Annotated in this window: 17 protein-coding genes; 5 read left to right on the top strand and 12 right to left on the bottom strand. The window is 44.8% G+C overall.

What is annotated here, in order from left to right; all coding sequences use genetic code 11:
* Positions 1-135: 135 nt before the first annotated feature.
* Positions 136-1,149: a Gfo/Idh/MocA family oxidoreductase gene (locus tag QUB44_RS03120; RefSeq protein ID WP_333362988.1), complete on the bottom strand. Its 1,014-nt coding sequence runs from the start codon at positions 1,147-1,149 to the stop codon at positions 136-138.
* Positions 1,150-1,674: 525 nt separating this feature from the next.
* Here QUB44_RS03120 and QUB44_RS03115 point away from each other — a divergent pair.
* On the top strand, positions 1,675-1,974 hold the full coding sequence (locus QUB44_RS03115; protein WP_106149950.1) for a ferredoxin: 300 nt from the start codon (positions 1,675-1,677) through the stop codon (positions 1,972-1,974).
* Positions 1,975-2,319: 345 nt separating this feature from the next.
* On the opposite strand, the gene QUB44_RS03110 is transcribed toward QUB44_RS03115, so the two are convergent.
* Both QUB44_RS03110 and QUB44_RS03105 read right to left on the bottom strand, forming a co-directional pair.
* Positions 2,320-3,975, bottom strand: a complete 1,656-nt coding sequence (locus QUB44_RS03110) for a SpoIID/LytB domain-containing protein (RefSeq protein WP_333362985.1) — start codon at positions 3,973-3,975, stop codon at positions 2,320-2,322.
* A 209-nt stretch (positions 3,976-4,184) separates the two neighbouring features.
* On the bottom strand, positions 4,185-5,372 hold the full coding sequence (locus QUB44_RS03105; protein WP_333362982.1) for a M20 family metallopeptidase: 1,188 nt from the start codon (positions 5,370-5,372) through the stop codon (positions 4,185-4,187).
* A 301-nt stretch (positions 5,373-5,673) separates the two neighbouring features.
* Between QUB44_RS03105 and QUB44_RS03100 the strand changes: the two genes are divergently transcribed.
* The gene (locus QUB44_RS03100; RefSeq protein ID WP_333362980.1) at positions 5,674-7,140 is read left to right on the top strand and encodes a glycosyltransferase family 87 protein; all 1,467 of its coding nucleotides are present in this window, start codon (positions 5,674-5,676) and stop codon (positions 7,138-7,140) included.
* Positions 7,141-7,198: 58 nt separating this feature from the next.
* On the opposite strand, the gene QUB44_RS03095 is transcribed toward QUB44_RS03100, so the two are convergent.
* Positions 7,199-7,423 carry a helix-turn-helix domain-containing protein gene (locus QUB44_RS03095; RefSeq protein WP_332942898.1) on the bottom strand — a complete coding sequence of 75 codons (225 nt, stop codon included), beginning with the start codon at positions 7,421-7,423 and terminating at the stop codon, positions 7,199-7,201.
* Between the two features lie 222 nt (positions 7,424-7,645).
* On the opposite strand from QUB44_RS03095, the gene QUB44_RS03090 reads away from it, so the two are divergent.
* A complete protein-coding gene (locus QUB44_RS03090) occupies positions 7,646-7,879 on the top strand; it encodes a hypothetical protein (protein ID WP_332942899.1) in 234 nt (77 codons plus the stop codon).
* A gap of 43 nt (positions 7,880-7,922) precedes the next feature.
* Here QUB44_RS03090 and QUB44_RS03085 read toward each other — a convergent pair whose 3' ends face one another.
* From QUB44_RS03085 to QUB44_RS03050, 8 genes are all read right to left on the bottom strand, one after another.
* On the bottom strand, positions 7,923-8,732 hold the full coding sequence (locus tag QUB44_RS03085) for a DUF3226 domain-containing protein (protein ID WP_333362975.1): 810 nt from the start codon (positions 8,730-8,732) through the stop codon (positions 7,923-7,925).
* A complete protein-coding gene (locus QUB44_RS03080) occupies positions 8,729-9,826 on the bottom strand; it encodes an AAA family ATPase (RefSeq protein WP_333362972.1) in 1,098 nt (365 codons plus the stop codon). Before QUB44_RS03080 ends, QUB44_RS03085 begins: the two co-directional genes overlap by 4 nt.
* An 81-nt stretch (positions 9,827-9,907) precedes the next feature.
* Positions 9,908-11,701 carry an aspartate--tRNA ligase gene (gene aspS, locus QUB44_RS03075; protein ID WP_333362969.1) on the bottom strand — a complete coding sequence of 598 codons (1,794 nt, stop codon included), beginning with the start codon at positions 11,699-11,701 and terminating at the stop codon, positions 9,908-9,910.
* Positions 11,702-11,929: 228 nt separating this feature from the next.
* On the bottom strand, positions 11,930-12,517 hold the full coding sequence (locus QUB44_RS03070) for a hypothetical protein (protein ID WP_333362965.1): 588 nt from the start codon (positions 12,515-12,517) through the stop codon (positions 11,930-11,932).
* Between the two features lie 380 nt (positions 12,518-12,897).
* Entirely contained in the window at positions 12,898-13,527 is a 630-nt protein-coding gene (locus QUB44_RS03065; RefSeq protein WP_333362962.1) for a macro domain-containing protein, read from the bottom strand.
* Between the two features lie 349 nt (positions 13,528-13,876).
* On the bottom strand, positions 13,877-14,851 hold the full coding sequence (locus QUB44_RS03060; protein ID WP_333362959.1) for a diguanylate cyclase: 975 nt from the start codon (positions 14,849-14,851) through the stop codon (positions 13,877-13,879).
* A 10-nt stretch (positions 14,852-14,861) separates the two neighbouring features.
* Positions 14,862-17,957: a response regulator gene (locus QUB44_RS03055; RefSeq protein ID WP_333362956.1), complete on the bottom strand. Its 3,096-nt coding sequence runs from the start codon at positions 17,955-17,957 to the stop codon at positions 14,862-14,864.
* A gap of 124 nt (positions 17,958-18,081) precedes the next feature.
* Positions 18,082-23,571, bottom strand: a complete 5,490-nt coding sequence (locus QUB44_RS03050; protein WP_333362953.1) for a PAS domain S-box protein — start codon at positions 23,569-23,571, stop codon at positions 18,082-18,084.
* Positions 23,572-24,167: 596 nt separating this feature from the next.
* Here QUB44_RS03050 and QUB44_RS03045 point away from each other — a divergent pair.
* Together QUB44_RS03045 and mgtE are read left to right on the top strand one after the other, a co-directional pair.
* Entirely contained in the window at positions 24,168-24,371 is a 204-nt protein-coding gene (locus tag QUB44_RS03045; RefSeq protein WP_333362950.1) for a hypothetical protein, read from the top strand.
* Between the two features lie 400 nt (positions 24,372-24,771).
* Positions 24,772-26,169: a magnesium transporter gene (gene mgtE, locus QUB44_RS03040; RefSeq protein WP_333162129.1), complete on the top strand. Its 1,398-nt coding sequence runs from the start codon at positions 24,772-24,774 to the stop codon at positions 26,167-26,169.
* The last annotated feature ends 40 nt before the right edge of the window (positions 26,170-26,209 follow it).

The following is a 26,209-nucleotide window of genomic DNA, read 5'->3' as shown; positions in this document are numbered from 1 at the left end:
CGGCGTTTTCACCAGACCAATATCGATCGGCAGATTGCGGATTTGCTGAGCAGCACTTTTAGCTGAGTTGTCCTAATGTCTTATGAGTTATAAGCGTTTTTTCCCAAATTCAAATAACCTCCTGTTCGCTCCTTTTTACGAATTTATAAGTGCGATAGTTTGCCCAATCTCGCTCGATCGCCTCGCAGCATCTGCCACCTTCAAAGCGTACAAACTACTGGCATTATCTACGTACAGAGGCGTACCGTTTGACAAATATTCCAACACCATATCGGTGTCTTTGGCAAACAAGCCGCGCCGCGTTCCTACTTTGAGGTTGCGCCGATTTTCTCCCTGAATTAATTGACCGGATTCAGGAGTAAAAACCAGCGTTCCTGCTTCTCCGTAGATGGTGAAAATGTTTTCAGACTGCCAAAAAGTCTCTCCTTTTCCATAAACAGCTTCAGCGACAAAGCCATTGGCAAAGCGCAACTGTGCGTTGCACAAACAAGCTTTGTAGAAATCCGGCTGACTGTCCCAAAATTGAGCTTGACAGTTAACGCTTGCCACTTCCCCGAACAAATCAGTAAATCGGTGCAGTCGCGAAATTGCACCAACTAACGGAAAGCCAAAGAGGGAATGTTGATAAGTCCACCGCTGCGGCGCTGGATGTTGAGGAGTAATAGTAATGTAGCGGGCGTAAAAAACTTTACCGACTAATGGCAAAGATTCTTTGATTGAGGAGTGCAAACCGCCTAACAGTTCGATGTGTTCGATGTGGAGGAGTTTTTGCTTTTGGGTGGCAAGTTCGATCGCCCTTTCTGCTTCAGATACGTCTAAAGATAGAGGATATTCCACCACAACGTGCTTGTCATTTTCTAGGGCCGCCAGGACGATCGCCCCGTGATCCCGGTTCACCGTACAGACAATTACCAAATCTAAATCGTCTCTTTCTACTAGCTTGCGCCAGGAAACCGCAGCTTCTGCCCCGAACCCTTGACAAAATGCTGCGGTTTTATCCGGGGAGTGACCCGCAACTGCTACCAAGTTCGATCGCCCATCAGCTTGAATTGTCTCGGCCCTCAACTTAGCTGCAAAACCAGTACCCACAATCCCCACGCGAATTGGAGAATTAACCGAAAAACCAGAGCGAGTATCAATATTAGTCATGGGATTTGAGATTTAACATTTTAGATAGTTACAGGCTTGTGCTGCAGGGGTTTAGGGTTCTATCGCCCCGATTTTAAGCTGTGGTTGTGGTGCGATTTATTCGATCGAGCCTTCAACACCCAAGTCTTGATGCGATCTAACTATACATTTCAACGCCGGCAGGGACTTGCCTTGCAGCCAGTCTTGCTGAAACTCGATCGACACACCGCATACCAACAACCCGGTTTTTGTGCTGTAGGGCTCAAAACAGGATTTTTCCTAGAAACTGGATTATTTAGCGCAAGTCTTGCGGCAACAGTATCACAAGGCTGAATCCAAGATAGGTATAAGTAATAAAGATGAAATTAGAAAAAGTTATAACTAATCCCATTCAAATTTTTTGTAAATAAGTGTTGCAACCTTGCTTCTTTCCCCTACTATCATAGAGGGAACGAACCTAAGACCTAACCTCAAAGCTAATAGAGCCTTGAAGGTTGCATTAGGAAAAATTATCAATCTTGTTGAATTTTTGAGAGGATTTAGTGCATGGCAACTTACAAAGTTACCCTCATCAGCGAAGCCGAAGGAATTAACCAGACCATTGACGTTGATGACGATACTTACATTCTTGACGCTGCTGAAGAAGCAGGACTCGACCTTCCCTACTCTTGCCGCGCTGGAGCTTGCTCCACCTGCGCCGGCAAAATCACCAAAGGCGAAATTGACCAATCCGACCAATCTTTCTTGGATGACGACCAAATCGAGGCTGGATTTGTCCTCACCTGCGTCGCCTATCCCAAGTCTGACTGTACGATCGAAACTCACCAAGAAGAATCGCTCTACTAAGAAAGGACGCTCTGCGTGATACCCTAAGAAACCCGGTTTCTGGTTTCCCAAATTAAGCTGAAATAGCGCAATTACTTTATGAAACCGGGTTTCTGTGTCTAACATTGCAACAAAGCCGCCAGCAGTCTGTCACTCCCAGCTATGAATTCATAGCGGTTTGAGCAGATAGCTGACCAAATAATTTTAGATTTTAGATGGCAGATTTTAGATTAACTGTGAAACAAATCTAGAATCCAAAGTCTAAAATCTAAAAGTTTAACGGCTAATATTTAGTCCGCAAAGGCGGGCTTTGTTTGTGTAGTGGCGATGATTTAAATCGCTGACTATTAGGCCGAGTCCGATCGACTATTCGCGCCAAAATGTAATGTTATCGCTCAGAGGCAAAACTTGAGCGCCGGGAAAATAAAAGCCCAGAATTCGAGATCCATTCCAGCCCAAATTAGCCAAATTGTAAGAACCAGTCTGACTCATTCCCACTCCGTGCCCGAAACCACCTCCGACAAAAGCATAACCATTGAGAGTTTTGTCGGGATTGTAAATTGGTTCTAGGTAAAAAAGCGTGCTAATCGGCGGGTAAAAAGCATTGCGAATCTCGTCTTTGTCGATATCAATGGGGCCCAAGTCAGTTTGAACCTTCATTTTCAAAACTCGGCCTGCGGGCGACCTTTCTACCACTTCCACCTGAGTGACAGTTTTCAAATTAGCCAGCGGGTGCTGTTTCTTCTGAAGATACTGTTTGAGAAATCCACCAATCGCTGTCAAAGAAGCGGGTTCGCGCCACCGAAATGTGTCTTCTTTTTCCTCATTAAACCCTTTTTCCAAACTGATAAAGCGGCGGAAATTGTTTTCGTCAGACAAACTCTGCTTCGACAAATCCCAAACATTATTAGGGGAATCGACGAGCGATCGCAAATATGGACGTTCCGCGCCCTGCCACACATCGTTAAAAGAGGCTGTCACGCCGCCGCTAGACGCGGAATAGAGCGCGTCTACTAGCTGATTTTCGTAAGTTAGCACCAAACCGCTCGTTTGGGCGATCGCCTTATCACTTTGCGGGTAAACCTCGGTCAAACCCTTATAAACTTGACAGTTAACATCAGCGCACAACTCATAATTATCCACAGCAAACCGACGCAAATTTCTCAGGGCGTAGGTTCTCGCCAAAATAGTTTGAGCGACAATCGCAGCGTAAGGCGAAAAAGCCCCAATTTCGTGAGGAACAACACCCCGCAAATAAGTTTCCGTCAGCACTTTATTCACCAAAGTATAAGTGCCGTAAGAATTTTTTTGCAGGTGCAAACTGCCGCCATAACGGTGAGTTTGTTGAATTGCTTTTTCTGGTTCAGTAGCTGTCGCCTCTTGGGTGGTTTGTTCCAATACCTCAATCACATTTTTCCCAGCAGTCACATCCAACTCATTGCGGTTGAAACGAAAGCCGTTTAAAACCCAAAATGCCTGGGGTATTTGTTTTAAAACTTTGGAATCCAAAAAAGCTGTTTTGTTCCCTTGAGCTTGCAAACTTTGCAACAGCCAGCGCCGCACCAAAGGAGAGTTGTAAATATCTCTTTTCGCCCAAACTTGCCAGCGAAAAGGTTGAGCAATTTCTACTTCTATTCCCTGGGCCCGCCACTGATTGGCGCTATCTTCTGCACTCTCGAAACTGCGGTGGGAGCTCAGAACAACTCGTTCTTCTACTAAGGGCGATTCCAGCGGTTTCGGGGCTATTTCTAACTTGACGCTAGCAGCAGTTTTGGTTTCTATGCCTTGAGGAGTTTTGTAACTCAATGTTAAGCTGTCGCCCGGTAATGCTTTCAGCGTCAGTTTGTCGGTTGCTTTGGTGCCAAACCGCTGCACTACGCCGATTTTGATGGGTCTATTTTGGGGAGTTTGGGCGTATCCCGCAGCGCCCAAAAGGGGCAACAGGCACAATGCGGTGAAAACAGTGCTAGAAATGCAGCTAAACCATTTGTAATTGGGAGTTGGAGGTGCTTGAGCGGACACAGTTATCTATCTCCCGATAGTTGAAATTTGGGGATTTTTGATTGTACGTTAGCACATTTGGCGGCTGCTATAGGGGAATTGCGGAAGATAAGGTGGTTTGGTTGCCAGAATTCTGTTAATTAAGTAGGCGCAAATAAACTTTACACCGAGCAATTTTGAGCCATTACCCACCCCACAATCTGATTGTGGGTAATTGAAGGAAAGCGAATTTACCTACTTACTTGGTGTTTCCAATATTGGTAGGCGGCATAGGCCAAGGTGACAGCGCCGGTGACAATGGCTGCTTCATCAACCTCAAATTGCGGGTGATGGAGGGGATAGTTCGGTTTGTCAGTCAGTCCCACTCCTAAGCGAAACATGGTTCCCGGTGCGTGTTCTAAGTACATCGAAAAATCTTCCGCGCCGAGGGATGGTTCTGGTAAAATCTGGACGCGCGATCGACCTAAAGCTTCTAAAGCCGCAGTTTCGACTAATTGCGTGAGTTTTGGGTCGTTTTGGACTCCCGGCACGCCGCGCTTGTAGGTGAGTTCGTACTTAGCGCCGTAAGTCCCGCAAACGCTAGAAACAATTTGTTCGATCCAAGCCGGCAGGTTTTCGTGGGTTTCCGGATGGAGCGATCGCACGGTTCCCAATAATTTTACTCGATCGGCAATCACGTTCGGCGCTCGTCCGCCGTTAATTTGCCCGATCGTCAAAACCAGCGGCCTCAAAGGATTTTGCGTGCGGCTAATTGCCTGCTGCAAAGTGGTAATTATCTGAGAAGCAATCCAAATTGCGTCGATCGCCTCGTGGGGACGCGCACCGTGGCCGGATTCGCCCATCACAATCAATTCTATGTCATCTGCCGCCGCCGTCAGGGCCCCGTGGCGGATACCGATGCAGCCGCCGGGAATCGTCGGAAAAACGTGCACTCCGAGGATGCCGTCAACATCTTGCATCGCCCCATCTTTAATCATCCATTGAGCACCTTGGGCAATCTCTTCGGCCGGCTGAAACAAGAAGCGGACGTGACCGGGCAATTTTTCCCCTAGCTGAGACAATATCATTGCTGCGCCCAAACCGACGGTGGTGTGGATGTCGTGGCCGCAGGCGTGCATGACTCCCTCGTTGCGGGAGGCAAATTCTAAGTTAGTGCGTTCTTGAATCGGCAAAGCGTCCATATCGGTGCGAATTGCCAGCCACCGGGACTCGCTGCTGTTGCCTTTGATTTCGCCGAGCACTCCTGTTTTGCCGATTCCTTCGATCGCGCGGACTCCGCTGGATGCGAGAACTCCGGCTACGTAGGCGGCGGTTTGATATTCTTGGCCGCTGAGTTCGGGGTGGGAGTGGATGTGACGGCGAATTTCGATTAAGCGGGGTGCTAGGGTGGCGGCTAATTCTTTGATGCGGGGAAGCATGAATTTAGTTGGGGAGTGCGGTACAAGCTGTAGTCAACTAGGGTAACGCAAATGTTTGGGGGTGAACAGGGTTACAAGGGGCTAAAGTGCGATCGGGCTTTTAGATAGCAATCCTATTTCGTTTGTGAATAGGATTTTTTTTTTACCGCAGAGGGCGCAGAGGACGCAGAGAAAAGAGAGAAAAGAGAGTTAGGTTGAAACGGGGAACAAAAGTCAATGTTTTAGGTTCAAATGCTGATTTTTAGTTGACATTTTTTGGTTGTGATATCATCGAAGAGTAATTTTAATAAAATTATTTCCTATGATTAGCTTTGGATTCTGGAATGTAATTATTTTAATTACGATCGCTTTGTTTCTCAAATTCAATTGGCGATTAGATGGCGAAAAAGCAGCATGGCAAGATTCTTTGTTTTTAAAACATCCTTCGATCCAAAGGTTGACTCAGTTTTTTCGTCAACCTTTCGTTAACTTTATTTTGCAAGCAGTTATTGTATTAGTTATCACCCGATTTCTCTGTTATACCGGTTGGTTGGTTTACAATCTGACTACTCGGCTTGAACCGCCTTACTGGGATTTTAAGTGGTTTTATGTGGCGAGTAGATTAGCCCATCAGCATTTGAGTCCCTTTAATGTGGAGGTATTTAACATCGGTTTCTGTAACATCACAAAAGTGTGCGGGTTTATTCCATCTTTTGTTTATCCACCTAATATCATTCCTCCGCTGTGGTTTTTGGGCTATTTCCCGATGAAGACTGCATTCACAATCTGGACTTGGCTGCATCTTATTGCCACAGGTTTTGTTTTATGGGGAGCGAATATCCTGTTAGAGTCGCACTCACGAGCTTTTCGGACTATTTGTAGTATATCAGTTGCATTCCTCTACGGTTTTGTCTTCGATCTTCAAGTTGGCAATGTGGCAACTTTTATTGCGGTTCTGCTCTTGTGGATGTTTATTTGTGCTAGAAAAAATCGGGATATAATTGCAGGAATTTTCTTAGGAATTGCCCTTTTTAAACCAACTTTAGTTATATTGTTTATTCCTTATTTTTTAATCAAAAGACGGTTTCAGCTAGTTTTTATATCTCTAGTGACGGTAACTTTTTTGGCAGTTATAGGTCTAGCTGTAACGGGCAATTCTTTAACAGGATTTATACAGGATGCGACTCGTGGATTTCCACTCTGGCTAAACGATCCATCGAATAATGCTTATATTTCTATGAGTCGCCTTGATTTAAGGGTTATGGGGCCGAGATTTTTCCCCGATAGTCCCTTCGTGGCGAAGCTATTTTCTGACTTGATTGTTCTGCTGCTAGTTGGTTTAGTGAGTTGGTATTTTTACAAAAAACAATCTCGCAATGCTTGGTCAAAAAAGGTTGATTTATCTGAAATGGTGCTAATTTCCACTTTGAGTATTGCTATCAACTATTCTCAGCCCACCAGTTCTGTGATGTTAGCACCGGCGGTGGTTTTTTTGCTGAATGATTTATGTTTTCAGATTAAAAATTGTGCCTTCTCTAGGCAAAGAATGTCGGTTTGGTTATTGGGCGTTGGCTGTGTCATGGTGCAAACCGCTGTGATTCATGGCGGGCTGTTGGTGTTTCTAGGAAAGCGGTGGAACTGGAAGGGGGGGGAATTGCCTTATTTGTTTAAAGTAACTATTTTTTCACTACCGAGTTATGCGATTTTAGGCCTTACGTTAAGTGTTTTAGTCTTAGCAATTACCTCTCTTGGTCGAAAACAGATTGCTGAATTTGACCAACCGAGCTGAAGCAGCAAGTAGACATTAATCTGGCCAAGAGTAAGTAATAGGTAGCGTGTTCACCATGTCATTTTAAGTCATCGGGATTGTCCTCCTCATACACCATTAAATCCCCAGGCTGACAGTTCAGTGCTCTGCACAAAGCGCTAAGGGTTGCTTCGTCAATTCTGGTGAGTCGGCGACGGGTTTTGATTTTAGACACAGAAGTTGGGTGCATCCCAATTAAAGCAGCCAATTCTTTATTGCTGATATTGCGATCGGCCATCACAACTGCCAATTTCCAACGGATCACTGCTGATGCTCAACTGCTAGCGATAACTTTGCAAGCAGATGTTACCATTCTGCAACCTTGACTATCCCTTAAGTTGTCGCTGCGACCATTTATTTTGTCGTAGCGATTGACAAAGGGCAGCGATTGAACTAGACTGAGGATGTACAAACGGAAAAGCGATCGCCCCTGGCCTGGAAAACTTGAGGGCGATCGCAATTCCACTATTCGTGTAATTCAAACTCTATGATATCACAGCCAAAATCAGTTCCCGAACTGCTCCGGGAAGAAATTCCTGATGTACCTCAAGGTAAGCAACCGATTCGTTTGCTGTTGTGTGGCGTTCCCAAAGCGGTAGACAGCATTGTTAATCTGTTGCACGTTTTAGGTTTTGCAGAAGTTGGGGAATGGAGCCCGCCTCTACCATCGCCTCTAGCGGGTGAGGTGATTCGGATTTTAACCCGTTACTGGAAAGAGTAATGTTTGAGGGCGATCGTATCAATTGAAAAAGTGCGATCGTCCATTAACTCACTTCCAAAAGTTGGCTCAAAAACTCAATAAAATTTGCCAAAGCAGGAACCTGCTGTTGCGTCTGTTCGCTCACCCAATTATTATCAGCAATACTTGTTGTATTAGTCTTCCCCGGTTTGAGAACGCTGACAACAGTAGCAACTAAAGCTTTTTCTCTATCAAAATTTTTCCACTTTAAAGATTTTCTCTCTGACTCAGAAAACTCATTTAGATAAGAACTAGCTTTCTCCATGTACGCGGGATAAGCTATCTGTCCGCACTCACACAGCAAAGTATCCAACACACCGGGCGAAGCGTTATCTGGCAAAACATATACTCCTGTACGCGGGCTATTGGTATTTACAACACCAGGGCGATCGGGAAAATTAGGAAAATAACTTCGGAATTTCTTAGCATAGGGTTCGACAATGCGATCGGGAGTTGATTGATCGCAATCGGCAACTATCCCGAATGCTGCCAAGTTTGTTTGATACTCATAATTTGCGAATAAAATGTCATCCAAATTAGTCACAAGATTGCTGCTGCCTTCACCGGCAAAAATTGCTACAGAAATACTATCATTAAATAGAATAGAAGGCATATCAAGACGTTTGTACAAATCTCCTTGTTTGGGATAACGGGGAATAAACTTGTGCCAAAACTTGTCAAATTTACTTTCCAATTCTTTTGACATATCCAATCTTGTCAACTTATCTAATTTGTTCCACTCGTCCCGAAAATCCTTAAAACCCAAAAGCTTGAGAACCTTGCCCGTAAATGCTTGATCGTGAGGTCCTTCTACTCCAATAATGGCGTATTTCACACGCGAACCTCCTGCCCCAAATCCTCCCGCAATCTTTGCAATCTTTCTCGTTCAATTCTAACTGCTTTAGTTTGTGACTCCCGTTTCTCTAAACGATAAAGAACTAAGTCTGTCTCCAAATCGCTAGCATCCAACATCGCATCAACTGTTTCTAAACTATGGGTAGTTGCAAATAATTGAACATTCATTTGCTTGCACCACTGCACAATCCAAGCAAATGAACTACGAAGTGCTTCAGTATGAATTGCTGTTTCTATCTCATCAATTAGCAAAACTCCACCTCTGACTTTTGTCAGCGTTAGAGCAATAAATAGCAAGCGGCGTACTCCATCACCAAAAGAACTTAATGGTGAAATTCCCACTTGTTTGTGGTCAATATAGAGACTGCTACGATTGCCGCCATGCGAGAGAATCACTAAATCAATAATTCCTGAATCCATCACTTGCAATAGCTTAATCACTTCCGGCTTAAAACGCTGAAAAATAGCTTCTGAGAGCAAGCCAACTTGTGACTGTTCTATGCGGTGAGAAAAAGGTGTCACAGTATCAACTGACAGCATTGCATCTGAGCGAATTCGCCGATTCGTTAAACGCTCATTTTCCCAAATTTCAAAAAATTCAGATAATTCATTTGGTGAATCAGATATAATAGCTTTGAGCTCTATTTCTGCACCTCGCAGAGTATTATCAAATCCAAGATCGTCTGAGGATTGACTGTCGTCATCTTCCGATAATTCCACTCCCTCAAATTCTTGGTAAATTGCCCTCGACTCTCTTACTGAAAACTTACCATTACCAGAAACATGAGTTTCCATTGGGTAAAAATCCAATTGTTCTTCTTCTTTATTTTGAGGAAACAGCCATTTTAGTGCCTCCAGTCTTGGCTTGCGAGAATATTTGATTTCTCGTCGCCACGATGTGTTCAGCCATTCCAGCGGATCTAAGGGGCGACAATAGGTTGATATCGCCTCTAAAACGCTGGTTTTACCTGAGTTATTCCCACCAACCAATATGTTGATTTGACCCAAGTCCTGGAAGGTTAAATCTCGCAGGCCTCGGAACCGATGAATGGTTAAATTGTCAAGGTGTTTCATAATTATGATTTAGGCATTTCAACTGAGATGCTTCGCTTCTCTCAGCATGACACATAGGCTTTGCCTAAGTCCCGATCGCCCTTATGACTTGGGCGTATAAGTCGATCGCACTTGCAACTCCTTCAACTGCTTCTCATCCACCCCAGCCGGCGCATTCGTCAGCAAACAACCAGCCTGCTGCGTCTTCGGAAACGCAATCACATCGCGAATAGATTCCTCACCAGCCAACAGCATCACCAACCGATCCAAACCGTAAGCAATGCCTCCGTGGGGCGGAGTTCCATACTCAAACGCATCCAACAAAAAGCCAAACTTATTGTAAGCTTCCTCAGTCGATAAGCCGATCGCCTCAAACACCTTTTCCTGAACTTCCCGCTGATAAATCCGCAGAGAACCGCCGCCGACTTCTGTACCGTTTAACACCAAATCGTAAGCTTGAGCCCTCGCAGTTTTCAAATCATTAATATCGTCAGGATGCGGCGCAGTAAACGGGTGGTGCAATGCTTCCAAACGCTTCTCATCAGCGTTCCATTCAAACATCGGGAAATCTGTCACCCACAGCAGATTCATCTTGTCTTTATCAATCAATCCCAATTCGTTACCCACGAACAAACGCAATCTATCCAAAGTCTTATTTACAGTTGTCACATCAGCCGCTGCGAATAACAACAAATGACCTGGTTGCGCGCCCGTGCGATCGAGCAATTGCTGTTTTTGTGCTTCCGTCAAATTATCCTTAATTGCGCCGATCGTATCAATTTCGCCGTTATCCCGCACGCGGATGTAAGCCAATCCCTTAGCACCGGCTTCGCTGGCTTCCTTAAACAAATCGCCTTTGGAACCCGGTTTAATCCGCACGTTAGAAATCGCATCATTCCCGCCGGGAATCGGCAAAACTTTCACAATTCCGCCCGCAGCAACCGCCCCGGAAAATACCTTAAATCCCGAATCTTTCATCAAATCGGAAACATCGACTAATTCCATACCGAAGCGAGTGTCTGGTTTGTCGCTACCGTAGCGATCCATCGCTTCAGCGTAAGTCAAGCGCGGAAAAGGACGAGGCAATTCTATGCCTTTGACACTTTGGAAAATCTGGGAGACTAAACCTTCGTTTAATTCGATAACTTCTTCTAAAGACATGAAACTCATTTCCATGTCTAATTGTGTGAATTCCGGCTGTCTGTCGGCGCGCAAATCTTCATCGCGGAAACAGCGCGCAATTTGATAATATCTGTCCAAACCCGAAACCATTAACAATTGTTTGAACAACTGCGGCGACTGCGGCAAAGCGTACCATTCGCCCAAATTGACGCGACTGGGCACTAAATAATCTCTCGCACCTTCAGGAGTCGATCGCGTTAAAATTGGTGTTTCAACTTCAATAAAACCTCCCACATCTTCCAGGTGGCGGCGCATCGCTTTGACTACTTGGTGGCGAAGCTGCAAATTGCGACTCATACGATCGCGCCGCAAGTCCAAATAGCGATATTTCAGCCGCAAATCTTCCCGCACGCTTTCGGTATCCGCCGTGGCCACCTGAAACGGTAACTGTTTGCGAACCGCATTTAACAACTCAATTTCGTCAGCATAAATTTCCACCTCACCCGTAGGCAATTTCGGGTTGAGGGAATCTTCGGGGCGGCTGCTGACTCTACCCGTAATTTTAAGCACGTATTCGCTGCGTAAAGCCTCAGCCCCGTGATAGGAATCGGGGGTGCGTTCAGGATCGCTGACAATTTGTACAATACCCGATCGATCGCGCACATCCAGAAAAATCACCCCGCCATGATCGCGGCGGCGATCCACCCAGCCGTAAAGGGTGACAGTCTCTCCGATGTGTTCGCTTCGCAGTTCGCCGCAGTAGTAAGTTCTCATGGTTGGGGGTTATGGACTAAAAATAAAGCTTTTTGATTATAGCGCTTAGTGTCAAAACCTTTTATGAACAGGCAAGATGCCTGTTCCACAAGAAAATTCAATCTTTGTGGAACAGGCATCTTGCCTGTTCTTTAAATATCAACAGGCAAGATGCCTGTTCCACAAGAAAATTCAATCTTTGTGGAACAGGCATCTTGCCTGTTCTTGAAAATGGTGTCATATCTGAGTTTAATGCTTCTTGTCAAAAAACGCCGTCAGCGCGTTCCATGCAGACTTAGCCGCATCCGTCAAGCGAGTGCCGATCGACTCAATTTCCCTCACAATAACGTGCCAATTCTTTTCAGCTTCCGTGTGAATGTGGTCAACAGCTTGTTCGATGCGATCGCGTTCGATCAATTTATTTTGTTCCACCGCTTCTCGCGCTTGTCGCACTGCTTTCAAATAAGCTTCGCGACTGACAACGCCGGCATCTTGCACCTGCGCTTGCGCCCGCGTTTTAATCGCATCTACCACCAGCCAATTTTTCTCAGTTTCTTTTTTAATCAGCCTGACTGCTTCTGTGACTCTCTCGTGGGCGAGATCCTTATTTTGTTCGATCGCCCCGGAGGCCTTATTCACAGCTTTTAAATAAGCTTCGCGGGTGAGTTCGCCCGCTGCTTGCACTTCGGCAGTGGCGCGTTTTTTAATTGCTTCAAACAGCGCCGCAGTTTCTGCGATCGCCTCATCAGTCGCGTCGGGCATCTCTTTTTTGACGAGATCCGTCGTTTCGACTGTTGCCTCTAAAATTGGTTCTTCGGTTACTTTTGGATCTGTCATATCAATCTTCTCCTTTGGTAGCAAACATTTTCAAAAAATCTCACAGTCCCTGGATGCAGACTTTGTAGGTGTAGCGCCAGAAGGAATTGTGGTTTTTTATACGGACTTTGTACGTGTAGCGCCAGAAGGAATTCTGGCATTTAATAAGAACTAGGCAATTCTTGTTCCAGCTATATCAACTTTTGCATCCGCGCTTACCTAGTTGGAATGATCTCAGTTCTATTACATTATATCTACCAAAGTTGCTCTCATGTGTAGGATACCGCCAACTTGTAGGTACGGTTTAGCGCACTTAAATTTGTGATAAGTCTCTATACTAAAAAAACACACACAAATAAACTTGGTTTCTCAACACAACAAAATGGGCAAATTTAATACTTTCAATTTTCTAACTGCAAATCTTCGCTCTCGTCAGTATATAACAAGTGGTGACGCCTTTGAGCGTGCAGCAAAGATTGAGGAAATTCGTACTGAGATAAGAGGATATCTTCGAGCGCAACTTTCATTTGATTGGCGCAGATATGTGGCGGCAGTTTGCCCATTCCCGTACCCATGCCGGGAATAGCGATAGTTCCAATGATATGTTTGACTGGCGTTCCATCTGGGACTGAGCCAAATTTTACGAGAGTCAAAATAGCGCGGGTTGCTAGATAAACATTTACTGTTTCTCTTAAAACTGTGGGAACGCGCATAATTGGTGCCGCTATTAAATAGGGAATTTCAGCATGATCGGTGTCTACAATTTCTGCCCTTCCTACTAATAGTTCGCCGTGATGTCGAGACTGAATTAGTTTTTGCAAGCGTTCAAGAACCTGCCCTCCAAAATATTCGGAAATTTCTAAATCTAAGCCGTCGTCCATGAAACCAAAACTATTCCCCGGACTAACAATAGCATCACATTTCACATCAAATATTGAACCGTGATGTATCTTTACATTTTCCATACTGCCGCAAGTGCTTTCCCACGCTCTAACTAAGCCATCGTCTAAGGTAGCCAGCACAATTTGCATAAATACTCTCTCTTAATTTTAATTGCGAACAGCTAGAGCGATCGCCAATTTAATCCTACAATACTTTACATAAGGCCGCTGAATTTAAAATTTATCTCAATTTAAACTAGCAAATGTTCAATAGCTACGACATTTTTTGCTCGCACACACCCTTAACCTAATACAGGGAGAGCTTTTAACATGGTTGCCACCCTGTCAGGTTTAAATGTGATGAGCTATACTGCATCGTGTTTTCTGGCTGAGGGTCTAAAGTCTGCAAGCTGTTTCCCTATCTTGTTTTCAGTTTACTCTTTCTCGGTTGAACTCACGTTTAATAAATAATGCTTATGGCGCTCCGATATCGCTGTTCTCAAAAGAACTGTTGAGGATTTAAACAGCGTTTGGTGCGTTTATGCTCGTACATGAGTTTGTCAGCCTTTGCCAGCAATTGTTCTAATAAAACTTCATTATTTAAATCCCCAAACTGCACACCAAGACTTATTGATATATAAGCTCGCTCGGACTGTTGATTAAAGCGATCTATATTTTCTTGCAGCCGGGCATGAAAATTAGTAGATGAATTACCCGAAAAGTTAGGAATAAATAAAGCAAATTCATCTCCTCCCAGTCGAGCAACAATATCCGCATCACGAAAGGTTTGCTTCAAAATTTGAGCTGCGTCAAAGATTACTCTGTCTCCCATTTCGTGTCCTAAAGTGTCGTTAATCTTTTTCAAACCATCTAAGTCAGCGAACAAAATAAAATAGGATGTTTGCGTGCGTCGAGCAATTTTCAATTGTTGATCGGCTAGTAAAAAAAAGCCTCGTCGGTTATATAATCCAGTTAATTCATCGGTCACGGATAGCTGCCTTACTTCTGCTTCTGCCCTCAGACGTTCTTGGATTTCATGTTCTAAACGTTGATTTTGTTCTATCAGTTGTTGGCGTTGCTGTTGGATGAGTAATTGATTTTTTACTCGCATCAGCACTTCCTGCTCTTGAAAGGGTTTGGTAATATAGTCTACGCCACCCAGTTCAAAGGCTCGTACCTTGTTTTCCAGTCGTTCGAGCGCACTGATAAAAATAACCGGTATCTGAGCACTCGTTTCCGATGCTTTTAACTTTTGGCAGACTTCGTACCCATTCATCTCCGGCATATTGATGTCAAGTAAAATCAGACTCGGTGGGTCGCGATGAATACCTTGGAGTGCCATTCTGCCGTTGAGGGCTTTACGGACAATATAGCCCTGTGACTCTAGAATTTTGGCTAACAAGCGCAAATTGTCTGGCGTATCATCCACGATGAGAATATTCGTTTGAGCCGCAAGTTTGAATAAAGCTGTCATGGTCTTATTCCTAAATCTGGGTGAGAGTTGCGATCGCTTCAAGCTGAAAGTTATGGACCAGAGATGTCATCGCCGCGATGAAATCTTGTTTCTCCTTGGGAATTTGAGCGATAAGTTCATAAAGCTTATTATCATTAAGATCGAGTGCTGCTTCATGAACTTCTTCAATCCACTGGGTTGGCATCGTTTTCAAGTCTGGAGTAAATATCTTTGGTGGCGAAGCTGATGAGTCTGGCCGAACTTTTTCGGCGTAGCAGTAGCGCACACCCAAGTGATGAGCTATTTTCTCGAAAAGTGTGTCTTCAGTAAACGGCTTGGCAATGTAGTCATCGCAACCGACTTGCAGGCTGGCGACACGATCGTCCTCAAAAGCATAGGCAGTGAGGGCAATGATGCGTGTGATTGGTCTTTTGTCCTGTGACATTTGCCCTGAGTTATCTGCTGATGACTCATGACTCATGACTAATGACTGTTGTGATCGAATCTGTCTCGTGGCTTCATAACCATCCATGACAGGCATTTGAATGTCCATCAAAATCAGGTCAGGGTTCCATGTTTGCCAACGATCGATCGCCTCGGCCCCATTCTCCACCGCACACACCTCAAACCCAACTGACTCCAGCAGTGTCACCAGCAGTTGCCGATTTTCTGGAACGTCTTCTACTACTAGAATTCGGTAGATAGGTTGCCCAGGTGCCAGCCCGATAATCCGATCGCTCGTTTCAGGTTCCTCTAAATCAAGGGACTCTGGTAGTTCCAAAACGACTTTGCAGGTAAAAGTCGAGCCTTGACCTAGGGTGCTTCGCACGGTGATATCGCCTCCCATCAGACGCGCAAACTGACGACTGATAGACAGTCCTAAACCTGTTCCTCGATCGTTGCGACCGCGATTGGTTTGCATGAAAGCGTCAAAAATTGATTCTAAATCTGAGGGAGAAATGCCAGATCCGGTATCCTCAACTTCGAGACACAGGGTAATAGTTGGTTTAATATCAGGTGGATTAGTGGCGCGATCGCGAATTGTACCAGATGGCATATCATCTGATGAAAAAGCTAGTCCGCGCAGGGCTATGCTTCCTGTTGTTGTAAATTTGATCGCGTTCCCCAGCAGATTAATCAAGATTTGGCGAAGTTTTGCTTGATCGCCACAGACATAACGGGGGACAGTAGCATCCCACTCGCTGCTCAGATGTAACCCTTTCTCAGGCGCTTTGATGCTGAACATCTCGTTAATAGAACCCAGCAGTCGATGCAGATTAAAACAGCTTGCACTCAGTACCAATTGCCCTGCTTCAATCCTAGACATTTGCAAAACATCGTCGATCAATGTCAGCAGGTGTTCTCCACTACGGGTAATGATCCCTAAATGCTCTTGAAATTCTTCTGGGATATAGGGGCTGCGGTTCATAAGCTGGGTAAATCCCAGAATGGCGTTGAGTGGCGTTCTGAGCTCGTGGCTCATGTTGGCAAGGAACTGGCTTTTGGCACGGTTGGCTATTGCTGCCCTTTCTGCAGCGTGTTCTAGGGCAGCTTGCGAAAATTCTAACACCGCCAGCATGAGGATATTTCTCATTTCGGCGGCAGCTTCTAACTCTGCCATCTGCCACGGATAAGACATTTCCCGCACTGTCTCTTTCCACAGTTCAAAGGATTTGCGGGGAGACAGGTGCATTTTTCCAATTTCGTCGATCGACACAGAATCGTGTGGATTACCTGCCCAGTTTATGGTTTGAATTTGTTCTGGCCTGAACCAAAGGATGTGGTATGACTTTTGTATGGCGTAGGATAGGAAGATTGAGATTACTAAAACACCGCTAGCTAGCTCTTTGAATTGCTTCGCTTGGGGATACAACTGAGACAAAGAAGCTGTTGCAAACACTCGTTCTTTGTTCTGTTGCAGCAACCACTGCACAAGCTCGTCAACCTCAGCTTCAGATGGTGTTTTACCCACCAATGTCAGACGACCATCGAGCAGAATTGCAGCTCCCTGAGCATGAACTAAATCTAGCATTTGAGAAGCATTTTCGGTCAATACTTGTTCGATAAAATTAGACTCTCGCCGGAATGCCTGCTGAAGTTGCTCCTGAATATTTTTTGCCTGCGATCGGTAAACGTTCAATTCTCGATCTTGCTGATGCACCAGTTCGATCGAGGCAAATTGTCCTAAAAATTCACAGGTTTTGCGAGTTTCGTAATCTACCAATCGCGGGCTGTAATGGTGACAGGCAATTAATCCCCAGAGACGCCGATCGTCAATTAACGAAATCGTCAGTGTCCCAGCCACTCCCATATTCTGCAAATATTCAATGTGGTAGGGAGATACTCCCCTTAACACACAAGCACTTAGATCCTGGGGTGTATCGCTTACGGGATGGTTGGTAGGAATTAGGCGGGCCGGAGTGTAATTGATATTGGGAATTTGGCGCACCCAATTGCGGTAAAACAATTTGCGGGCGGGTACGGGAATATCGATCGCCGGGTAATGCAATCCCAGGTAGCTTTCTAGATAGCTTTCTTTCTCTTCGGCAATCACCACCCCATGGTCATCGGCTTCAAAGCGATAGACCATCACGCGATCGAACCCAGTCATGGCTTTCACTTCTCTAGCAATGGTTTGAGCTAAATCCGAAAAATCGATCGCACTGCGAAAGTTGAGGATAACTGTTTGCAGACGCTGATAAAAATCGATTGAATGATTATTTTCAATAGTCAATTGGGGTTCCAGCTCCAGAATTAACTCATCTGGTAGCTGATGCAGTGTGGTTTTGTATGTATGAATCGTGCCGTCTTTGAGAGGGATTTTTAGATCGAAAACCTTATGAATGTCTAGTGGTTCTTGATCTAGACACCTAACAATTTCTTGTACTCGATCGTGACCAAATAACCCTGGCAATGGCTGACCTAGCAATTCTTCTGCCGAAATGCCAAATAACTGTTCTACATTTTCACTTACTTGTAAAATATTGAGGCTTTTTTCTTGCATCAATAAAACGATTCCATGTGGCTGAATATGACCGGGAGCATATACGGATTCTTCGCTGCATTCCTCTAAATCATTTAAATCAACAGGAGTAAACTGAGAAATTTTGGGTATTTTATTAGGCATCTTATAGCAGTAATTATTAATAAAAATCAAGAGGGTTTTTCACTAATTACCAACAATTAAATTTAATTATTTTTGGCTGTTCCTAATTCCCTAGTCCTAATCAAACGTTTAACTGCACAACAGCTTATAAATCCAATGGAGGAATTCCAATTGGGAAATGGTCTTGAATTAGATTAAGAATTTTTTCAAATTGATACTGGTTGGCGAGTTCCGTCAGATAAGTACCGAATTGAGCGAGTTCTGAGGAAAGTTGAGCTACCAGTTCAATTATCGCAAAATCATCCCCACATAAAGCAGCATCTTCCAACTGAACAACCCATACTGTTGGTAATGTCGCCAAAAGCATTGGATCGAAGGAATCTGAAACAGAAGAGGCAACAGAACAGAGGTAAGAAGGAAAACAATCTGTTCCCCGTTCCCCCTTTTCTGTTTCCTCTTCGTCATATACATACTCTAACCCCAGGTATTCGGCCATCTTAAGAAATAGGGTTTGTTCCCGGAAGGGCTTGCTGATGTAGTCGTTGCAGCCAGCAGCTAAGGCGAGGGCGCGATCGCTCTGGGAAGCCTGGGCCGTAAGTGCAATAATGATACTGTTCTGTCCGTCTTCCATTGCCCGAATTTGCTTCGTAGCCTCGTATCCATCTAACACGGGCATCCGAATGTCCATCCAGGTTAGGTCGGGTTGCCATTGTTGCCAAATCTGCACAGCTTGCTGTCCGTTGGTAGCTTCTTTTACCTCTAATCCTAATTGTGTCAGTAATCTGACCATTAGCAAGCGATTTTCTGCTTGATCATCAACCACCAAAATGCGATGATCCCCTTGACTGGGAGCCAGCCCAATCACGAGGTGATTATTCTCTTCGGGTGTAACATTAACTCCACTGATGGGGCTGACGGGAAGGGTAAATGTGAAGGTACTCCCCTGTCCCAGAGTGCTGCTAACAGAAATTTTTCCGCCCATGAGTTCCAACAATTTGCGACTAATGGTTAGACCTAGCCCAGTACCGCCGGTCAATCGCTTCCCAGCTTGAGCTTGCACAAACGCATCGAAGATGGTATTAAGTTCGACCGATGCAATCCCTAAACCTGTGTCAGCTACTACAAACTGGAGAATCCGCCGAGTTGTGGTTAATGCCCCTGTACCAGAAGCCTGAATGCTGACTTGCAAAGTAATGCTTCCCCGATCGGTAAATTTGATAGCATTACTCAGCAGATTGAGCAAAACCTGGCGCAGTTTTTGAGCATCGACAAGCATAAATTGGGGAACTTCTGGCGCAATCTCGAAACAAAGGCCAAGTCCTTTAGAACTTGCTCGTTCCGCCAACATATTTCGCAGGGAATGCAGCAGCGCAATTAAGTCTAATCCGCTGTCTTCAACTGTGCAGTGTCCCGATTCAATTTTCGAGAGATCCAACACATCGTTAATCAAACTCAAGAGGTGATCTCCACTCCGTCGAATTGTTTGCAGATCTTGTTTTTGGTTGGGAGTTAGGGAGGAGTCATGGGCCATCACCTGAGCAAATCCTAGAATTACGTTGAGAGGAGTGCGTAATTCGTGGCTCATATTGGCTAGGAAGGTACTTTTTGCCAAGTTCGCTGCTTCTGCTGCTTCCATTGCGTGCTGCAGTGCCAGTTCTTTACATTTGCGATCGCTGATGTCTTTGTGCGTTCCAATCATCCGTAAAGGCTTACCATGTTCATCGTAGGCAACGACTTTCCCGTAGTTAGCGATCCACTTCCACTCACCTGACTTGCAACGCACACGATAGTCAAAGGCATACTTAACTGAGCTATCTTGCAAGTGACTATTGAGATCCTCAAAAACCCAGAATTTATCATCAGGGTGAATCATCTGTTCCCACACGTTCACATCCATCACCAACTCGCCGGGCTTGTAGCCCAGCATCTCCTGGTAGTAGGAATTAATGTAAACTTCTCCAGTTTCAATTTTCCAATCCCATAGTCCATCTCCAGAGGCTTCTAGTGCCAGCATTAAGCGCTCCTCACTCAGTTGTAAAGCGGTTTCTGCTTGATGTTGTCGTGTCACATCGATCGCCACACCACCTACTAACATTTGTCCAGATAAGTCGGGGATGAGAAATTTGTAAACCAGAAACTCACCCAGGGTTCCATCTCGACGGGAGGCAATCTCAATCGTTTCAATTAGCTCGTTGGTGTGAGCAACGGTTTGGATATTGTCTAGAAATTGTTGGGCGATGGCGGCGGGGTAAAGTTCAAAAAGGGACTTTCCAATCACATTGTCAGTGGGTAGATCGAAGGTATTGAGATAAGTCTGGCTGGCATAAAGCATTACACCATTTTCATCGGTAATCCAGGCAGGGGCAGGGCTGTGATTCATGAAGGCTTGGAAGCGAGTTTCACTCTCTCGGAGTGCCTGTTCTGCTTGTTGGCGTTCCGCTTCGTTGCGTTTGCGATCGCTAATATCCCGGCAGATACAGAAGTTCATCATCTCATCTTCTAATTCCACCCGGTTCCAGCTAATTTCCACGTCATATACAGAACCATCCTTGCGGCGATGTTGCGTTTCAAACAGCGGAATAACCTCCTCTCTCTGGAGCATAAGTTGTAGTTCTTCCCTCCTCCATTCAGCATCCCAATCAAACACACTCAGATTCAGGGTTTCTTCTAGGGTGTAGCCCAGCATTTGAGCAAAACTGGGACTAGCTTCGACAACATTTCCGACCGAATCCATGACCACAACACCGTCCAGTGAAGTGTTGAAGAAGGTTTTACTCCGCAGGAGTTCCTGTTCTAGTGCAAGTTCGGCTTTTTTGCGATCGCTAATATCTTTCATGAAGCAGTAATGCCCCATAAATTGGTGCTGTTCGTCGTAAGTTGAAATCATCACCACTTGCTTATAAAAAACCGAACCGTCTTTACAAAGTCCTTTCGTTTCAACTTCAACTCTGCCCTCTTGCACCATCAGCCCATAGGCTGCAACCAGTTTTTTCAACTCATCGGGATCTACGGTTTTTTCCCAGGACATCCCGATCATTTCTTCTGGCTGATAGCCTGTCATGTCAGCATAAGCTTTATTCACATAGAGGTAGTGCCCTTGCACATCCAGTTTGGAAATGCCGGACACCGCATTTTTCATCACCTCACTCATTTCTCTAAGCTCTGCTTCTGCGTGTTTGCGATCGGTGATATCTTCAGAAAAACAAAGTAGGTACTGGGGCTGATGCTGCTCGTCGTAAATGGGAATCTTCACCGTATGCAGCCAACGTTTTCCCAGACAATGACTATCAATGATTTCTTCAGCAATATCCTCCGTCTTACCTTTTTCAAAAGCTTCTCTATCCTTTTGGTCAAAAAAGATAGCCTGTTCTGTTGGAAAAAAATCATAGCCACTTTTACCGATCGCTTGTTCGGCTGAAATGCCAAATAACCGTTCGCTGGTTTTATTCCAAAACTGAAATACGCCAAATCGTTTAGGCTGTGCATCCTTAACAAAAACCGCCACCGGTAAATTATCCAGCAGTGCTTGTAAGAAATTGCGAGTGTTTTGGATGTCCTGCTCTACTTTCTTTCGTTTACTAACATCAATAAACGTGACTACAACTTGTATGATTTTACCGTTTTGATCGAACTCCGGGTAGGCATTAACTAATACCCAAACACAACTATCAATTTCTTTTTTAATTCCTAAAACATAATTTTTGAGTGAACTTCCACTGGATAAAACCTGATTTACCGGATATTCCTCTAGGGGCATAACGCTGCCATCTTCCCGCACAAAATGCCAGGTCGGAGATATGGCAGTTTTTCCCAGCATTTGATCCATTGAAAGCCCGAGTAATTCACAGGCTTTTTCATTACATAATTGGATGCTGGTATCTGTCGCATGAATCACAAAACCCGCATTTAAATTATCGATCAATTGCCGATATCTCGCTTCGCTTACCTGTAAAGCAACTTCAGCTTGCTTGCGCTCCGTAATGTCGCTGTGAGAGCCAGCCATCCGAATTATATTACCTGCATTATCCCAAAGTGCCTGACCGCGATCGAGAATCCATTTGTAGGAACCATCTTTGCAGCGAATACGATGTTCTGTGAGATAGAAAGGGGTTTTCTTGGCAAAATGGTCTTGAACGGCTTGCATTACCCATCCCAAATCATCGGGATGTACCCGATTTCTCCATTCATCTACAGTGTTTTGAATTTCCTTCTCTTCATAGCCCAGGATTTCCTTCGAGCGACTAGAGAAGAAGACTTCGTTGGTTTGAACATTCCAATCCCAAATGCCGTCGTTATTACCGCGTACAGAAAGTTCCCAGCGTTCTTCACTTTGACGTAGTGCTGCTTCTGCTTGTTTGCGGTCAGCAATATTCCGGGTAATCTTTGAGGCTCCTATTATATTGCCTGCTTGGTCTTTAATGGGGGAGACACTCATCGAGACATCGATTAATGTTCCATCTTTCCTCAGCCTCTTGGTATCGTAGTGTTCAATGCGTTCTCCTCGCTGGATTTTGGTGAGAATTTCGTTTTCCTCATTTCGATAGTCTGCGGGAATCAGTTTTCTGCCTGATTGCCCTACTATTTCGGCCGCTGTATAGCCAAAAATTGTTTCTGCTCCTACATTCCAACTTGTAACTACACCCTCTAAATCTTTGCTGATAATGGCATCTTCCGAAGATTCAACGATCGCAGCTAGTCGAGCGATCGCAATTTCTGCCTGTTGTCGCTGGTGAATTTCCCATTGCAACTGGCGATTGGCTTTTTTGAATTTATCGACTTCGCGATAACTAACTTGTGCGAGATACACGACCAACATCAGCAGCCAAACTAAAACCAAGCCACCAATTAACACAACATTTGGTAAATGAAAATTCTCCCTTTCTACTAAATCTAAAGTTGGAAAAACATCTATTCTCCAGTCTACATCATAGGCTTTCACTACAACTGTTTTTTGATATGAATTTTGAGAGAAAGACTCTTGACCGTGGAGCAAACTTGTGCCAGCATAGATAGCCACCTTGTACCCGGGTGGCACTTTTAAAATACTTTCAAATAGAGTTTCAAACTTAAAAACTCCGACAATAAACCCATCAAACCGCTTCTCTACAAATAAAGGAAAACTTGCTAGAAATCCTTGACCCCCTTGAACGAGGGAAATATTGCGACTTAAGATAGGTTGACGCAAATCACGAGCTACTTGCAAAGTAATTTTGCGACGCAGTTCCCGATTATAATCGAGGTTTTGCGCTGCCTCATTCCCTGCCAGTGGCACAACCCATCGCACTTTAAATGATGGATCGACTAATGCGATCGCCTGATAACCGTAGAAATCCTTTACATAAGCCTCAGCATCGGCTTCCCAAAGAGCCTTTGGTGTACCGCCATTGGCTTCCCAGCGATTCGCCATTTGCCGAAGCGTCAACACCCGAATGGATAATCCTTCGGTCAGTTGTGACTGAATCGCATTGGCTTCCTGCTGAATTAACTGCTCGATGTGAATTTGTCCGTTGATGGTTAGCTGTTGCCACGTAAATAAAACAGCAAGAGAAGCCACCACACCAAGCAAAAGAGGTAGCAATCGTTTAAGTGGTGTTTGGCCTAAACTTATAATTACTTTGCGTCGAGGGATTACCATAAATTAAGCGATAGATGAATAGATCTGTCTTCATTTTTTTGGGCTATACTTGGGTAGTTTTATGTTGCAGGAAAACCAAGTTTTTAGCCTGAAAACCCGTTAGCGATAAGGAACTTTATAAAGTTTATACCCCCTAACTTGAGCTGTCAAATTCCATAGGCAAAAAATGTTGTTCCTGAACCCATAGCCCTTTAACTAGATTTAGAGAGGGCGATGAGCCACATCTGTTCAAATTGTAAATAGGTATTGTTTGCCAACATTGCCGACAAAACCAGTAGATTTGATGCTCACGAACGTGACGCAGCATTTGATTCGAGCAGCAGGAGCAGTGTGTAATAAAGACCTTTTTTTTAACTAAAGAGTATTTCACTCTTGTTGCAAAGTGCTGTAAGCTCGCTTGAAGCAGCAATAACATGACCCTAGGGAAAAAAATCAAGATGCACTAAAGAATACAACTGCTTAAGGAAAAGACACAACTTTAAACATTTTGTAATAATATTAATAGCGCCAAGAATGTTTATCCCACAATACGCACATTGTTACACACCTTGTAAGGTCACATCTGTTTTTTGAGAATTCTACACTATTCAGAGGCAATGTATGAAGGTATCACGGGCCGACAGTCGGGTGTAAAAAATGCGGTATCCGGAACAATCGATTCCTTCGCCACCGAGGGGATGCTGTTAGTCCCAGAAGCACTGAGACAGGGTGTAACTCAAAGTCAATATTCTCTTATACAGCAGCAGCCTTTAACCTGCATTTCCTACGGCATGATCTTGCCAGTAAGCGACACTGAATGAAAAGAAACAGTCAATAATTTTATTCGCAATCAAAGTTCGACGAACCTGTTGGAAAAAGTGATCGGGCGCAATTCTCCTTTCCTACCAATGAGTGTCGCCGAGCAAGATAAATGTATTTAATCCCCAATCGGCTAAGGTGCTTAGCGCGCACCCGATGGATAGGGGTAATACTAAATCCGCGTTAAAAACCCCTTGCTGCGACTTGACGATTGAAATCGCTCAAGAGTCAAACTTTCGTCCTCGTTGAGAGCGACTAAGAAACAAAGGGGTATTTAAGCCGGATTTCATATAAGCTGCGGATATTGTCAGGGCAAGTGTGATGACCACTGCAACCAGTGGCGTCAATAGGCTCTAAACTGGATTCAGGAAGGCGCGCAGCACAGGTTTAGGAGGGTCATCAGTGACAGAAAAAAGTTATCAATCGTCTTCTCTACCCACCTACGCGCGAAAGGAACTGCGGGAATTAGTTCGATCGCAGTTAAGGGCCCTGTTGGAAGAAGGAGACTTTAAAGGAGCAAAAGCGATTTTGCACCCGGTGCAGGAAGCAGACATAGCTGAAGCTATCGAAGGCCTGCCAGAAACCATGCAAGTAATAGCTTTCCGCTTGCTTTCCAAAGACGAAGCGATCGCAGTTTACGAATATCTCGACTCCAGCGTTCAGCAGTCCCTCTGCGAAAAATTCAAACGCCAAGAAGTCATTGACATTGTAGACAAAATGTCCCCGGACGATCGAGCTAAACTCTTTGACGAACTGCCGGCAATATTAGTCCGCCGCCTCTTAGGTGAATTGAGCCCAACGGAACGCGAAGCTACGGCTCAACTTTTGGGTTACGAAGCCAGTACCGCCGGTCGGATCATGACCCCGGAATATATTTCTCTCAAAGAAAGCTTTACCGTCGCCCAAGCTTTAGACAGAATTCGCTCTTTGGCTAAAACTACCGAAACAATTTATTCTCTTTACGTCACCGACGCCGGACGCAGCTTGACGGGTATTTTATCCCTGCGGGATTTAGTCACTTCGCCCCTCGACAAAACTGTCGGCGAAATTATGACCCGCGACGTAGTTTCTGTTCAAACAGGAACGGATCAAGAAGAAGTAGCTAGGCTGATCCAGCGTTACGATTTTTTAGCTGTGCCCGTTGTAGACCGCGAACAGCGTCTGGTCGGCATCATTACAGTTGACGATGCGATCGACATCTTAGAACAAGAAGCAGCCAAAGATATTTATACCTTGGGTGGCGTCCAGTCCGGTGGCGACAATTATTTTCAGACCGATTTAATCACTGTTGCCCGGAAAAGGGTGGTGTGGCTGTTTGTTCTGCTTTTAACTAATACTGTCACCGGCGCAATTATTCGAGCTCAAGAAGATATTTTGAACCAAGTAGTTGCCCTAGCAGCCTTTATTCCCCTGCTGACTGGCACTGGAGGCAATGTCGGAGCTCAGTCCTCAACTGTTGTAATTCGCGGTTTGAACACTGACGAAATTACAGCAATGGGCCCGTTTCAAGTAATTATTCGGGAGGGGATGGCGGGAGCGCTGCTAGGAGCTATATTGGGGACTGTAGCGACGGGCTGGGCTTACACTCTGCAAGGGAGTTTAGAAGTGGCACTCGCGGTGGGAGTGAGTTTGTTTGCGATCGCAATTTTAGCTTCTATTGCCGGTTCAGCTCTGCCGTTTCTATTTCGTTCTTTGGGTTTAGACCCCGCTTTAATGTCTGCTCCTTTTATTACCACCGCAGTTGATGTCCTCGGGGTGTTGATTTATTTCACTTTAGCTCGAGTAATTTTGCAAATTTAATATATTTAAGTATATTGTTATATAAAAAAAACTATAGTAA

The organism is Microcoleus sp. AT3-D2, from assembly GCF_036705715.1.
GTDB lineage: Bacteria > Cyanobacteriota > Cyanobacteriia > Cyanobacteriales > Microcoleaceae > Microcoleus.
Note: the sequence above shows the minus strand (reverse complement) of the source record. Positions and strands in the feature narration are given on the sequence as shown.